Raw genomic sequence first — 13,403 nt, 5'->3', positions numbered from 1 at the left:
GACCTATTAAAGGTCGTATTACAAACGAAGTCGAAAAATACCAAATATTTAGGGAGTTGAACATAGGGCAATGAACTTCACAACACTATTTGGTTTAATTTTTGCGTCTGCGGCTCTGATCGTTGGTTTTATGATGGAAGGCGGCACTATCAGTGCCTTGTTTTCTCCGTCAGCGATGATGATTGTTTTTGGCGGTACTTTTGGCGCAACGATTGTAGCTTATAACTTTGAAGAAATAAAAAACATACCCCGGCTTTTAATAATGGCGTTGAACAGAAAAATTCCCTCCTATCAGGATGCGATCGACCAAGTGGTTGACTTAGCCGACAAAGCCCGCCGGGAAGGATTGCTGTACATAGATAACATGCTGGACACCATCGAAGATCCTTTTCTGCGCAAGGCGATGCAGTTAGTGGTTGACGGCACCGACCCGGAAATGGTGCGCAACATTTTAGAAACCGAAATGTATTCTACTCATGAGCGGCACGAAATAGGGGTCAGCATATTTGAATCTGCCGGCGGCTATTCGCCCACCATGGGCATTATCGGTACGGTAATGGGCTTGGTGCACGTATTGGGCAACGTTGACAATCCCGAAGCCTTGGCTCCGGCCATTGCCATGGCCTTTACCGCCACGTTATACGGTGTAGCCGCAGCGAACGTGTTTTTCTTTCCGATTGCTAACCGCTTAAGAAACTTAAGCCAAAAAGAACTGACTTTAAAAGAACTGCAAATTGAAGGTGTTTTATCACTGCAAGCTGGATACAACCCGATTTTAATTAGAGAAAGGCTGAATGCCTTCTTAAGAAATGTCAATACCAGAAATGTAGATGAAGAGGAAGAGTAAACCATGTTAAGACAAAACAGGCGCTTTAATAAAAAAAGCAGCGGTGCCAGCCGCGATCGCTGGTTGATTACCTATGCGGACATGATCACATTGCTGTTGGTGTTTTTCATTCTTATGTATACCATGAGTAAAATAGACGCCGTCCGTTTTGATGCTATAGCCCATTCGCTGCATAAAGTGATGGGCGGTCAGGGGGCCATTCTTTACGACGGTGCGCCGGGTGTGTCGCCGGGAGCCTATGAACCTGCTACAGAACTGGCCGACGAAATGCTAAGAAGGGAAACGCAGAATTTATTGTCGGTGAAAGAACAGGTAGAAGCATACCTTAAAGAGCATGGTTTGCAAGATAAAGTAACGGTAGAATTGCAAGATCGCGGCCTTTTAATCAGCTTTCAGGACGTAGTACTCTTTCCGTTAGGCAAGGCCACCCTATCTGAGGAATCGGCCGCAATTGTCAGAGATATAGGCGGTATTTTGTCGCAGCTGAATAACTATATACGGGTGGAAGGACATACCGACAGTTTGCCCATTAACACGACAGTGTTTCCTTCTAACTGGGAGCTTTCCACTGCCCGTGCATCACGAGTGGTGCGGGAACTAATAGATTCCAACGCTATTTCCCCCGAGCGCCTGTCGGCAACCGGTTTCGGTGAGTACCGCCCGAAAAGGCCCAATGATTCCGAAGAAAACCGGCGCTATAATCGGCGGGTAGATATTGTTATCTTAAGAGATCGTTATAGTGACATAGAACCGAACAAAATAATTTCCATTGAACAACAGTTGAGATCAGCAAACTCCAACTAAAGGGAGGACTTATCATGGCGCTTAACAAAGAAATACAAGTAGTGGTTTTTCGGCTCGCTGATCAAACATATGCATTAGAAATCACTGCCGTACGGGAAATTATCTATATGGAGGAAATTACCGGTATTCCCCGTTCCCCGGAATTTATCGAGGGTGTTATAAAGTTGCGGGGTCAAGTAATTCCCGTTGTTGATTTGGGTAAACGCTTTGGCTTGGAGGCATCCTCCAGAACGGCCCAAAGCCGCATTATAATAATGCAGGTAAACGGGGTTACCTTTGGCTTGATTGTTGATGCGGTTCACGAGGTACTGTCAATTTCAGCGGATAATATTGCTCCCCCACCGCCGATGATCGGTGGGGTAGATGCTTCCTTTATAAAGGGAATTGCCCTATTGGGGGAACGATTGATTATCTTACTTGATGAGACCGGAATCTTCTATGCAGATGAACAACAACAGCTGCAGCAAGTAGAGGCAGAGCTTAACGAATAGGCAGGAGGGAGACACTTTGTTTTCAGATATAGAAATCGGCGTATTTATGGATGAGCTGGAAGAGAAAATTCAAATCATAAACGACAACCTGCTGATATTAGAGCGAGAACCTAATAACAGCACGGTACTGCAGGAAATATTTCGCGCCGCACATACCATTAAAGGTTCCTCGGGGGTAATGGGTTATGAAAAAATGGCGACCTTAACCCACCAAATAGAAAACGTATTTGATCAAATTCGTCACGGTAAAATCAGTATTGATACCGAAATGATCAATGTGTTTTTTGATGCTTTAGATGCCCTAAAGCTGCTGCAAGACGAAATTACCGGTGATGCTACTGATGTAGACGTAAGTGACGTACTGGCCAAGCTGGAGGGCATACTAAATAAGGACAGTGCGGCCCAAACAACTGCCGTCCAAGAAGCTGCTGCCGCCGCGGAACCGTCTCAGCAGCCGGCTGACGAGGCAAAATCGTCTCCGCTGAGCGATGTGCTGGAAGCGGTAATTCAGGAAGCGGAGGTAAGGGGTTATTCTGCCTATCACATTACCGTCAACCTGGAGCAGGGCACACAAATGAAAAGCGTGCGCGCCTTTTTAATTTTTGAGACACTGCAGCAGATGGGGGAAATAGTGCACAGCAACCCCCCTGCTGAAGACTTGCAGGAAGGACGCTTTGACTTAAGCTTTGAATTGGTGCTGCTGACCAAAACAGATCAGGATCAGCTGCACAACACCCTAATGAGCATTGCCGAAGTAAAATCGGTACAGGTGCAGCTAATTATATTACCCCAATCTACAGAAGAAGAACAGGAAAGCTCAATTGGCGGTACAGTAGCCCAAAAAGCCGATGAAAAAGCTGACGACAAACAAGCAGAGGGGCAGTCAGCGGCCAAAAAGGTAAAGGCGGTCAAGACGGTACGGGTAGATGTGCAAAAACTGGATAACTTAATGAATTTGGTCGGTGAGCTGGTAATAGATCGCACCCGCCTAAACCGCTTTGCGGAAATTTTCCAAGATAAGTTCGGCACAGAAGAGTTGGTAGATACATTAAATGAAATTTCCAGCCACTTAGGCCAGGTTACCGGCGATTTACAAGAACAAATTATGAAAGCACGCATGCTGCCGATTGCCCAAATATTTAACCGCTTTCCGCGGATGGTGCGTGATACCGCGCAAAAAATGGGCAAAGAAATTGACTTCATTGTGGAAGGTAAAGAAACCGAACTGGATCGCAACGTAATTGAAGTAATCGGCGATCCGCTCATTCATTTAATCAGAAATGCCATTGACCATGGCATTGAACCGCCGGAAGAACGCGTGCGTTTAGGCAAGCCGCGGGTGGGCAAACTGCTGTTAAAGGCCTCTTACCATGAAAGCCATATTTTAATTACCATTGAAGACGACGGCAGAGGTATTGAACCCGACAAAATACGGGCTAAGGCGGTAGAGCTGGGCTGGTATGACCAAGAAAGTGTCAGCCGCCTAACTGACCGGGAAGTGCTGGACTTAATCTTTCGCCCCGGCTTTTCCACTGCAAAAGAAGTCAGTGATTTATCCGGCCGCGGCGTAGGTATGGACGTAGTGCGCACTTCTATCGAACAAATTAACGGTATGGTAGATTTACAAACCACCCCGGGTAAGGGTACAAAATTTACCATTTCGCTGCCCCTCACACTGGCTATTATCAGTGCCCTAATGGTGAAACTGGGCGATCAAATTTATGCTTTTCCGCTGTCCAACGTGCAGGAAACCCTGCGCATCAATGCCGATGAAATTCGCCGTGTCGGCAACAACGAAGTGATTGTCATTCGCGAGCGCATTTTGCCGCTATTGCGCTTATCTGAATTTTTTGGTATGGGCGGCTGTAAGAAGGATAAACTATATGTTGTAGTAGTGGCTTCTGCCGAAAGACAGGTAGCCGTAGTGGTTGATGAATTAATTGGCGAACAGGAAATAGTGATCAAATCCCTTGGCGATTACCTGGGAGACGTACCCGGTCTATCGGGAGCTACTATTCTGGGCGACGGCCGGGTGGCACTGATTATTGATGCCCGCGGCATAGTGAAACAAGCAGGCATAATTGAGGAGGCTTAAAAATAGATGCCCATTAGGGTACTGGTAGTAGACGATTCTTTATTGATGCGGCGGCTGCTAATTCGATTGCTGCAGACAGAAAAAGACATTGAAGTTGTGGGTGAGGCCCGTGACGGTCTGGAAGCAATAACACAAATTAAAAAGCTGCGCCCGCAGGTAGTGACCATGGATGTAGAGATGCCCAATCTTGACGGCATTGCCGCGTTAAGGCGGATTATGAAGGAATGCCCGGTGCCGGTAATTATGCTCAGCGGCCTGACCACTGAAGGGGCGCGGGCTACCATGGAAGCCCTTGCTGCCGGAGCGGTAGACTTTGTGCCCAAGCCGGTGAGAGCCGGGCAACTGGAGCCGACAATGGCCGAATTAACGGCTAAAATCAGAGTGGCATCAAAGGTAGTGGTGCGCAAAATACTCCGCTCAAGTGCGTTACCGGCTAAGCCGGTTGTGCCTGCCAGGGCTAAGCGGGCTGCAGTCAAGCCCGAGCTGGTGCTGATTGGCTGTTCTACCGGCGGCCCGGCGGCACTGCAATACATCATCCCCCACCTGCCGGCGGACTTGCCGGCAGGCTTGGTGGTAGTACAGCATATACCGCGCGGTTTTTCCCAGTCTTTGGCTGAACATCTCAACATGCGCAGTGCGCTGGAAGTAATTCACGGATATAAAGGAGCGGAAGTTAAACCCGGCCGGGCAATCATCTGCCCGGCGGGCTGTGAAACCCATTTTCGCAAGGCCGGCGGCAAAGTGGTTATTGACTTAAAAAAATGTGACGAACCCATTCCGCCGGCTACTTTTCGCCCATCTGTAGATCAAGTGATTGATGCCGCCATTGCTGTGTACCAAGGCAAAATACTCGGTGTGCTGCTTACCGGCATGGGCCGGGACGGGGCAGCGGGCTTACTGAAAATAAGAAACTTGGGCGGCCGCACCATTGCTCAGGATGAGGTGAGCTGTACAGTGTTTGGCATGCCTAAAGCGGCTATTGAACTGGGGGCGGCTGAAAAAATAGTGGCCCTTCCGAAAATTGCCCAAGAAATTGTGCAAATGGTGTAAAGTTATTACGCCCATGTGACGATAATATATGCAAGAGCAGTAGGATGGAGGTGGGTGAGGAATGAAAATCACCCCTTTTAACCCCAATATTGTTAATACCTATGCTTCTCAGGCCAGAAAAGATAAAGCGGTTAAAACCAACGGCAATAAGCCTGCGGGCGATCAGATAGAAATATCCAACCAGGCCCGCGAACTGAATAAATATCGCGCCGTACTGAAAAGCCTGCCGGAAGTGCGGGAAGAAAAAGTGCAGGATTTAAAACAGCGTATTAAAAACGGAAGCTATCAACCGTCGCCTGAGAAAATTGCCGACGGCATGATTAAAGAAAGGCACCTGGACGAATTAGTATAAGGAGCGATAGCCATGGAGCCTCTTTTTTTTGAACTTATTGCGGTGCTGAAACAACAAAATGAAATTGTGCAAAAAATGATTGCAGCATCTAAAGAGCACAATTCTGCCTTGCGCCAGGCAGATACGGAAAAAATAAACAATGCCGTACAGCAGTTAAACAAACTTGCCCTGCTGATGGCAAAATACGATCCCCAACGGGAAGAACTGCAGGTTAAACTGAAAAAACAACTGGGGCTGGAAAAAGGGGCCACTTTAAGTAGCCTAATACAAGCCGCCCCGGCAGATATAAAAGAGCAGCTAAAAGCACTGCAAAGCAAACTACAAGAAAACTTTGAGCAGCTAAAAGAAATCAACGAACTAAATAACCTACTGACCAAAAGGGCACTGCAGGTAAATACTGCCCTGCTGAAAATACTAAACCCTACAACTGCCGCCACCTACCACGGCGACGGCAAAGTAGCCGGCGAAAACCGCCCCGCATCCGTGCTGAACAAAACGGTGTAGGGCACAACGACCCAACCATTCGCCAAAGAAACGTTGCATCTGTGTAGATGTCCCAGTGGGTGAAAGGTAACATAACAGCAGAATTGTAGGGAACGGCCTGATATTCAGATGTTCTATGGCACGTAGGCCGCCAAGGCATTTATCTCCGCAAACACGCCGGCACATATAAATGAACGAGCTCCGCCGCCTACGGGCGGGCGGCCGTGTACTTTCATCCTAAATTTTTTAATCAGAAGAAAGTGAACTCGGAGCAAAGCTCCTCAAACAGTCCTCGGCGCTAATCCTCCGGCGGCGTCGCTCTTTGAATGCGCCGGCTAATCGTTTGCTCCGATAAATGCCTTGGCTGCACTGGTACATAATCGGTTATCACAACGTATGTAGGGGCCGGCTTCCACGCCGGCCCGCCAAAGAAACCTTTACATACACGTAAACGGGCAGGCATTGAACCCAAAACCTGCCTTACAAAATACATAACCGAACGGTCTTAACCGTTCCACAAAAAACGAAACTAACACCAAACAGAAAGACGGTGAAATCAATGCCCGGAACCTTCTTTGGAATCGAAATCGCCCGCCGCGGTATGCAGGTTCATCAAAGAGCCCTAAATATTACCGGCCACAACCTGGCCAATGCCAGCACCCCCGGCTATTCCCGGCAGGAAGCAATAATTACCGCTTCCGACCCGTACGATATGCCGGGTATCAACAGCTCGGTTACTCCCGGTCAGCTGGGCACCGGGTCACAAACGGCAGCCATCCGCCGCGTGCGCGATGAATACCTGGATAACAACGTGCGCCAGGCAATAACCGATACCGCCTACTGGGAAGACCAGGTAGAAATTATGCGGCGGGCGGAAGCCATCTTTGCCGAACCTGCTTCCGACGGCATCGGCCAAAGAATAGTTGACTTCTTTAAAGCCTGGATGGAGCTAAATAACACTCCGCAAGATTTAGGCATCAAATCATCGGTAGTCAGCATCGGCGAAGAGCTGTCCACCCTGATTACTTCCGCCTATCAGCAGCTGGAAAGCATCGAAAAAAGCATTGTCGATACCAATGATAAAGGTATGCTATACGATCAGGTTAATGAAATTAACGACATATTAACGCAAATTCAGCAAATTACTGCCGCCATTAAAGATGTCTACAGCGTAAACCAGCAACCCAATGATTTGCTGGATAAACGAGATCAACTGCTGGAAAAGCTAAGCAAATACGGCCCCGTTACCGTGATTCATGAACATATTAACGGCAAACCCACCGGCGGCATAGAGGTAAAATTTTTTGGCGAAACAATTTTTGAAGATAAAGCAACCTCTGCCGGCCCAACAGTTAACTATGTAACCCTGCAGCAAACAAGCGACGATGAGATGGAATTAACAATAGGCGGTACTGTGATTAATCTTACCGATAAAGCCCTGAACGGTGAAAAAGAGGGCTCACTGATCGGTCTGGAAAAATCCCGGCAGGACTTAAAAGCCTATCAAAAAATGCTGTATGATCTCGCTTTTACTTTAAGGGAAGAATTTGCCAATGCCTTAGGTAAAGACTTTTTTGTGGGTGACAATACCACGCCGGCAGATTTTATGGCCACATTTAAAGTAGACCCCAACCTGGTTGCTGCACCCGGCACACTGGAAGGCCGGTTTGCCGGTGAAGTGCTAAAATTAAGAACCAAAGACACCATTAACGGAGCTACCTTTGAGGAACATTATACTTTGTTAATTACCAAAGTGGGTAACAACGCCCAAAGTACCGATGGCATGGCTGCTAACCAATCTGCCATTTACCAGCAAATAACGGCGCTGCAAGAGTCGGTTTCCGGCGTCTCTGTAGACGAGGAGCTGACCAAAATGATCCAATTTCAGTACGGCTTTCAAGCCTCGGCCCGCATGGTGAACACCATTGACACCATGCTGGATGTGATCATCAATCGCCTGTTTTAATTAGGGGGAGAAAACAATGCGCATTACCAACAGATATGTATCCAATCAAATGTTAAGAAGTATTCAGCAAAACTTAAGCAAACTGGCCAAAAGCCAAGAACAAATGGCTACTTCCCGCCGTATGTTGCGCCTAAGTGACGACCCTAACGCTTTGGGGCAGTTTATGTCTATTAAATCGGTGCTTTCTTATAACCAACAGTACGACAAAAACTTAAGTGACGGAATTTCTTATTTAGAAATGACCGACACCTCTATGGGTACTATTGGCACTGTGTTGCAGCAAGCGCTGGAGTATACCGTTCAAGCTGCCAACGGTACCTACAATGAGCAAGACAGAGAAGGTATTGCCGCGCAGATAGATAAGCTGATTGACCAAATAGTGGATCTGGGCAACTCTACCGTGGGCGGAAAATACATCTATGCCGGCATGCAAAACGATGACCCGCCTTTTGAAAGAACCCTTGACGGCAAAATTATCTACCATGGCAACACCCAAGGGGTTTACCGCGAAGTGGTGGCCGGAGCCACCTACCGCATTGATACTCCCGGTGTAACCACCGGTTTTCAAATCCAGTTTAATAACCGTGAGGCTAAAACATCGGAAGAACCGAAAATTATTTCCCGGCAGACAAATCACCAAATTTACGGCGAGCTAACCATTACGGTAACAGCTACCGGGGTGGAAATTGATGCCACCAACCTTGTTGATGCCGACGGCAATAGCCTGGGCCTAGGTGTAGAAACCGTTACCTTTACCGATACCGATAATATTGTATTAGACAACACTGTGTTCGGCGGTGTGCTTGACGGCTTAAAAATCGACTTTGCCGGTTCCAAGGAAGGGGCGGAGTATACTTTTCGCCTAGATGACAGCAATGGCCTTTACGGCACCGCCCGTTACGATGAAGCACTCGGCGCATACGTTGTGTATGATCCTAATAACCCGCCTGCAGATGATGAAAGGGGTATCTTTGATGTGCTCTTTGAGTTAAAAGAGCGCCTAGTAGACCCAACCAAAACAGACTTGCTGCAGGACAGCATTAAAGAGCTAAACTTGCAGCACGATAAAACACTTAAAATGCGGGTGGCAGCCGGTGCCCGCTTCCGGCACTTTGAGGCGTTACAGCTGCAAATTCTCGATCAAGAAGTAATTCTCACCGGTAGTTTAAACAATATCGAAGGGGCCGATATGGCAAGGCTCTCCATCGAATACAGCCAGCAGCAGTTGGCATACAACGCTTCCCTGGCGGTAGGAGCCAACATCATGCAGACCAGTTTGTTAAACTTCCTCAAGTAATTTAACGAACCGGGGTGATGCACCGATGAAAATAGGTGCCGGCGGGCTGCAGTCCCTTTTAAATCACGACAATTTGATAATAAAACAGCTGGACCCGGCCAGAACAAAGGGCGGCTTGGAAGAACAGCGCTTTTATGACCACAACCTTGTCCAAAAACCGGTCAATGAGGCGGATTTATTTAAAGCCTTAGACAGATTAAACAAAGCCGCCCAAATGTTTAACTACCCACTGATGTTTAAAATGGAGCGGGATAAAAAAGGAAACCTGCGGGTAAGGGTATACAACAAACAAACCGGCGAATACCAGGAACTGCAACCGCACCAAGCACTCAAATTTTCCCAAGAACTCGAATCACCCAAAGGAAAAAGACTTGACGACTACGCCTAACCGCAATCACTTGCGGTTATATTTTTATATAAGAATTTCAACCGGAACGCCACATCAATATGATGTAGGGGCCGGCTTCCATGCCGGCCCGATAAGAAACGATACATCCATGTGAACGCCCTACAGGTAAAAGATAAAACATCAGTAGAATCGTAGGGAACGGCCTTGGCCGTTCCGTGAGTGACAAACACAGCAATAAACCATACCCGGCCATTGGGCGGTTGGTGTAACTAGTAAAGCCCACAAATGAACGTTACATCAATACGAACATCCCAACGGGTAAAAGGACACATATTCGGTAGAATTGTAGGGAACGGTCTTGACCGTTCCGCAAAAAAACCTAACAATAGAAAGACGGTGAAATCAATGCCCCCAACCCAACCCATCATTACCTTTAAAAACGGCCTGCCCGGCTTGGAAAAATACAAACAATTTCACCTAACGGCGGTGGATCAAAATTCTCCCTTTTATTTGCTGCAATCAACAACCGACGAAAATATCGGCTTTATCTTAATTAACCCCTTTGCCGTGTACCCCGATTATGAATTTGATCTGCCGGAAGAACATAAAACTAGTCTTGATATACACGATATAAAAGACGTGGCGGTGTTCTGCATTGTCAATTTTAGCGGAGGCATAAAAAAGGCAACCGTTAATTTGCTGGCCCCGGTGGTGGTGAACGTTAAAACCAACACCGCCCGGCAAATTGTGCTCAATGATAAGCGCTACCAAATTAAACACCCGCTGCCGCAGAACAATGCCGGGCAAAGGGAGGGCTAAACAAGTGCTTGTACTGTCCAGAAAAAAAGGGCAGGCCATCAACATTGGCAGTGACATAAAAATTGTGGTCAGTGACATTCAAAACGATCAAGTAAAAATCGGCATCGAAGCCCCGCCTGACATAGACATTTACCGTGCCGAAATCTACCAAGCCATTCAAAACGAAAACAAAAACGCTTTAGCCAAGCAACATTTAATAAAAAAATTATTACAGCAAAATCAAAAAAAATAATACTTCCGTCCTAAAGTTAAAGCAAATCATGTCGATAAACTAACTAGAGAGACAAGCCCGGGGCGGCCGACCGGGGCAAGCTCAAATATACAAAAACGCATATTCGCAAGGATGCGAAAAAAACTTATCAAGGAGGAATTATCAATATGCGTATTAACCACAACATTGCCGCTCTCAACACCTATCGTCAGTTGACTGTTAACAACACCCAAACTCAAAAGGCTTTAGAAAAACTGTCTTCCGGTTTGCGCATCAACCGTGCCGGTGACGATGCTGCCGGACTGGCCATCAGTGAAAAAATGCGTGGTCAAATCCGCGGTTTGGAAATGGCTTCTAAAAACGCCCAAGACGGTATTTCCTTAATTCAAACCGCTGAAGGTGCGTTGACTGAAGTTCACGCTATTCTGCAGCGCATGCGGGAATTGGCTGTACAAGCTGCTAACGATACCAACAATGATTCTGACCGTGCTGAAATTCAAAAAGAAATCGAACAATTAAAATCTGAAATAAACCGTATTTCCACAGACACCGAATTTAACACAAAAACATTGTTAGACGGTTCTATTGGTCAAACAGCATCACTTGGTGCTAATGCAGCAGAAGTGGTTGATGTTCGTGCTGTAGATTCTAACGCAGAAGGTACGTTTACTATTACAATTTCAAATGTTGAAGTAGGTACAGACAATTTTATATCCGCTGGTGGAATAGCGAAAACCGATGTTACAATTAATAGCGCAGATAGCGCATCAGGTGTCAACGATATTAAAGCAGGAACATACACCATAGAAATTACTGGTGCTACAGATAGTGTCACAGCTATATTGAAGGATGCTCAAGGCAATGAAGTAGGTAGGGTTGAGAAAGCTGATAGTACCAATGAAATAGTAATTAAGAACAATGCTGGTGACACACTAGTTACTATTGCAGCAGGTAAATATAACGGAAATGAAGGTATTATTAAATTTGACGTTACTATTACTGCTGATATTGAGGTAGAAGGTCCAGATGGCTCAGTAAAAAATTATAGTGGTGTAAAAGCGGATTCGAACAGTGTTATGACCGTAGCTGGTTTAGAGTTAGATGTTGCAGCAAACTTACAAGCAGACAAAACTCAAGTCGATGTAAAGAATAATGGCGTTCAGTTCCATATTGGTGCTAACGAAGGTCAAACTACCCGCTTAGCAATCAATAGAATAGATATTGATTCCTTAAAAGTTGCTGATGTTGATGTTAGAACCCAGTCAGGTGCTGAAGCTGCTATAACTTCCATAAACAAGGCTATTGAAACAGTATCCAGTGAACGTTCTAAGCTCGGTGCTATTCAAAACCGCTTAGAACACACAATCAATAACCTGGGAACCTCTGCCGAGAACCTAACCGCTGCAGAATCCCGCATTAGAGACGTTGACATGGCTAAAGAAATGATGGAGTTCACCAAGCAGAGCATCCTCTCCCAAGCAGCTCAAGCAATGCTGGCACAAGCCAACCAAATGCCGCAAGGCGTACTGCAACTGCTCCGTTAATTATCAGCATAACAAAAGAGCCAAAAAGAGCCAAAGAGCCAGGGAATTTCCCCGGCTCTTTACTTTTTAAAACATTCCTAAACAGTGCCAGATACCTTTTTTAAGATATTCCCAAATAGTGGCTGGCACTATTTTTTATAACATTAGTAAATCAAAGGTGAGATTATATGGATTTTGGTTTAATTAAGTTAGAAACTGTTTTTAGCGTGGTAGTTGGTGGAATTATAACACTTGTTGTATCATTTATCTTTTATTATATGGCTAGTAAAGATTTGAAAAGTGTAACAAATACCTTATAAATCATGCTTGTTGAAGGCTGTCTTTTTTCGTTCTTACAGTGATTTCCAAACTGGCCTAGCACCAAGTAATTTTGCTAAAAGTATTGAAGATAAAACAAAACTAAAGTATTATTGTGTAAAACTATCCAAAGGTGTTTGGCACTTAAAATCTAAAGAAACGAGGTTTAACATGAAACAATACGATGTAATTAAAAGAACAGTAGAACTGGCGGAAACAGGATTAGAAGCCCTGCAGCATATTGATTTAAAGCTTAAGGCCGGAGAACTGAAGCAAACCATTACCTTAATGAATGATTTAGTTAATGCCTTTTACACCATTGAAAAGGCAGTGCGGCCCATGCTGCCTGATTTATTGGAAAATAAGCTGGAAGTATTGGCTGAAGAATTAAAAAACGCATTTGATGATATGGTTTCGGCCTATGAAAGCGGTGAAATTAACCGAGCAAATGAGGTAATGCAGCTTAGGCTTATGCCTAGTTATAAAAAGTGGCAGGCGGAAATCGACCGTGTTTTCATGCCGTATATAGTTTCTTAGTTTGGGATTATATAATTAAAGATATTATAACGTTGTTCGGTTGTTAGTTAAAAACAAATCAGAGAAAAAGAAAGACTGCCGCTATACGGTAGTCTTTTTACTTCTAAAACAATTCCCAAACTGAGCAGGCATCTTTTGCTATTTACAAATGTAATAGCGCATCGATGTATTCTTTAAAGTCATCTAGGTGGTGTACAATAATATTTTGTAGGATCCCTGATATTCTTCATCAATGCGCTATAGACAGCGTTTGATAACCTG

14 protein-coding genes are annotated in these 13,403 nt (G+C 45.6%); all 14 read left to right on the top strand.

Annotated elements, in window-relative coordinates; translation table 11 throughout:
- Positions 1 to 70 precede the first annotated feature (70 nt).
- The gene (locus ACZ5NG_RS08865; RefSeq protein ID WP_464251457.1) at positions 71 to 847 is read left to right on the top strand and encodes a flagellar motor protein; all 777 of its coding nucleotides are present in this window, start codon (positions 71 to 73) and stop codon (positions 845 to 847) included.
- 3 nt (positions 848 to 850) lie between these two features.
- On the top strand, positions 851 to 1,651 hold the full coding sequence (locus tag ACZ5NG_RS08860) for an OmpA/MotB family protein (RefSeq protein WP_464251456.1): 801 nt from the start codon (positions 851 to 853) through the stop codon (positions 1,649 to 1,651).
- 14 nt (positions 1,652 to 1,665) lie between these two features.
- The gene (locus ACZ5NG_RS08855; RefSeq protein WP_464251455.1) at positions 1,666 to 2,142 is read left to right on the top strand and encodes a chemotaxis protein CheW; all 477 of its coding nucleotides are present in this window, start codon (positions 1,666 to 1,668) and stop codon (positions 2,140 to 2,142) included.
- Positions 2,143 to 2,158: 16 nt separating this feature from the next.
- A complete protein-coding gene (locus ACZ5NG_RS08850) occupies positions 2,159 to 4,237 on the top strand; it encodes a chemotaxis protein CheW (protein ID WP_464251454.1) in 2,079 nt (692 codons plus the stop codon).
- Positions 4,238 to 4,243: 6 nt separating this feature from the next.
- Positions 4,244 to 5,287: a chemotaxis-specific protein-glutamate methyltransferase CheB gene (gene cheB, locus ACZ5NG_RS08845; RefSeq protein WP_464251453.1), complete on the top strand. Its 1,044-nt coding sequence runs from the start codon at positions 4,244 to 4,246 to the stop codon at positions 5,285 to 5,287.
- A 61-nt stretch (positions 5,288 to 5,348) separates the two neighbouring features.
- Positions 5,349 to 5,639, top strand: coding sequence for a flagellar biosynthesis anti-sigma factor FlgM (gene flgM, locus ACZ5NG_RS08840; protein WP_464251452.1), 291 nt, complete (start codon positions 5,349 to 5,351; stop codon positions 5,637 to 5,639).
- Positions 5,640 to 5,651: 12 nt separating this feature from the next.
- Positions 5,652 to 6,143 (top strand): flagellar protein FlgN, encoded by a 492-nt coding sequence (locus ACZ5NG_RS08835; protein WP_464251451.1) that lies wholly within the window; start codon positions 5,652 to 5,654, stop codon positions 6,141 to 6,143.
- A 538-nt stretch (positions 6,144 to 6,681) separates the two neighbouring features.
- Positions 6,682 to 8,088, top strand: coding sequence for a flagellar hook-associated protein FlgK (flgK, locus tag ACZ5NG_RS08830; RefSeq protein ID WP_464251450.1), 1,407 nt, complete (start codon positions 6,682 to 6,684; stop codon positions 8,086 to 8,088).
- 16 nt (positions 8,089 to 8,104) lie between these two features.
- Positions 8,105 to 9,385, top strand: coding sequence for a flagellar hook-associated protein FlgL (gene flgL / locus ACZ5NG_RS08825; RefSeq protein ID WP_464251449.1), 1,281 nt, complete (start codon positions 8,105 to 8,107; stop codon positions 9,383 to 9,385).
- 25 nt (positions 9,386 to 9,410) lie between these two features.
- Positions 9,411 to 9,773: a flagellar protein FlaG gene (locus ACZ5NG_RS08820; RefSeq protein WP_464251448.1), complete on the top strand. Its 363-nt coding sequence runs from the start codon at positions 9,411 to 9,413 to the stop codon at positions 9,771 to 9,773.
- Between the two features lie 366 nt (positions 9,774 to 10,139).
- Complete coding sequence (fliW, locus tag ACZ5NG_RS08815; protein ID WP_464251447.1) at positions 10,140 to 10,553, top strand: flagellar assembly protein FliW; 414 nt, start codon at positions 10,140 to 10,142, stop codon at positions 10,551 to 10,553.
- 4 nt (positions 10,554 to 10,557) lie between these two features.
- Positions 10,558 to 10,785, top strand: a complete 228-nt coding sequence (csrA, locus tag ACZ5NG_RS08810) for a carbon storage regulator CsrA (protein WP_464251446.1) — start codon at positions 10,558 to 10,560, stop codon at positions 10,783 to 10,785.
- A 146-nt stretch (positions 10,786 to 10,931) separates the two neighbouring features.
- Positions 10,932 to 12,308: a flagellin N-terminal helical domain-containing protein gene (locus ACZ5NG_RS08805; RefSeq protein WP_464251445.1), complete on the top strand. Its 1,377-nt coding sequence runs from the start codon at positions 10,932 to 10,934 to the stop codon at positions 12,306 to 12,308.
- Between the two features lie 468 nt (positions 12,309 to 12,776).
- Positions 12,777 to 13,142, top strand: a complete 366-nt coding sequence (locus tag ACZ5NG_RS08800; RefSeq protein WP_464251444.1) for a DUF8042 domain-containing protein — start codon at positions 12,777 to 12,779, stop codon at positions 13,140 to 13,142.
- Positions 13,143 to 13,403 lie beyond the last annotated feature (261 nt).

The organism is Desulfovectis peckii (assembly GCF_055391705.1).
Note: the sequence above shows the minus strand (reverse complement) of the source record. Positions and strands in the feature narration are given on the sequence as shown.

Excerpts from the sequence above, each read along its gene's own strand:
- ACZ5NG_RS08865 (WP_464251457.1), top strand. The coding sequence starts at position 71 with ATGAACTTCACAACACTATTTGGTTTAATTTTTGCGTCTGCGGCTCTG.
- ACZ5NG_RS08860 (WP_464251456.1), top strand. The coding sequence starts at position 851 with ATGTTAAGACAAAACAGGCGCTTTAATAAAAAAAGCAGCGGTGCCAGC.
- ACZ5NG_RS08855 (WP_464251455.1), top strand. The coding sequence starts at position 1,666 with ATGGCGCTTAACAAAGAAATACAAGTAGTGGTTTTTCGGCTCGCTGAT.
- cheB (WP_464251453.1), top strand. The coding sequence starts at position 4,244 with ATGCCCATTAGGGTACTGGTAGTAGACGATTCTTTATTGATGCGGCGG.
- flgM (WP_464251452.1), top strand. The coding sequence starts at position 5,349 with ATGAAAATCACCCCTTTTAACCCCAATATTGTTAATACCTATGCTTCT.
- ACZ5NG_RS08835 (WP_464251451.1), top strand. The coding sequence starts at position 5,652 with ATGGAGCCTCTTTTTTTTGAACTTATTGCGGTGCTGAAACAACAAAAT.
- flgK (WP_464251450.1), top strand. The coding sequence starts at position 6,682 with ATGCCCGGAACCTTCTTTGGAATCGAAATCGCCCGCCGCGGTATGCAG.
- flgL (WP_464251449.1), top strand. The coding sequence starts at position 8,105 with ATGCGCATTACCAACAGATATGTATCCAATCAAATGTTAAGAAGTATT.
- ACZ5NG_RS08820 (WP_464251448.1), top strand. The coding sequence starts at position 9,411 with ATGAAAATAGGTGCCGGCGGGCTGCAGTCCCTTTTAAATCACGACAAT.
- fliW (WP_464251447.1), top strand. The coding sequence starts at position 10,140 with ATGCCCCCAACCCAACCCATCATTACCTTTAAAAACGGCCTGCCCGGC.
- ACZ5NG_RS08805 (WP_464251445.1), top strand. The coding sequence starts at position 10,932 with ATGCGTATTAACCACAACATTGCCGCTCTCAACACCTATCGTCAGTTG.
- ACZ5NG_RS08800 (WP_464251444.1), top strand. The coding sequence starts at position 12,777 with ATGAAACAATACGATGTAATTAAAAGAACAGTAGAACTGGCGGAAACA.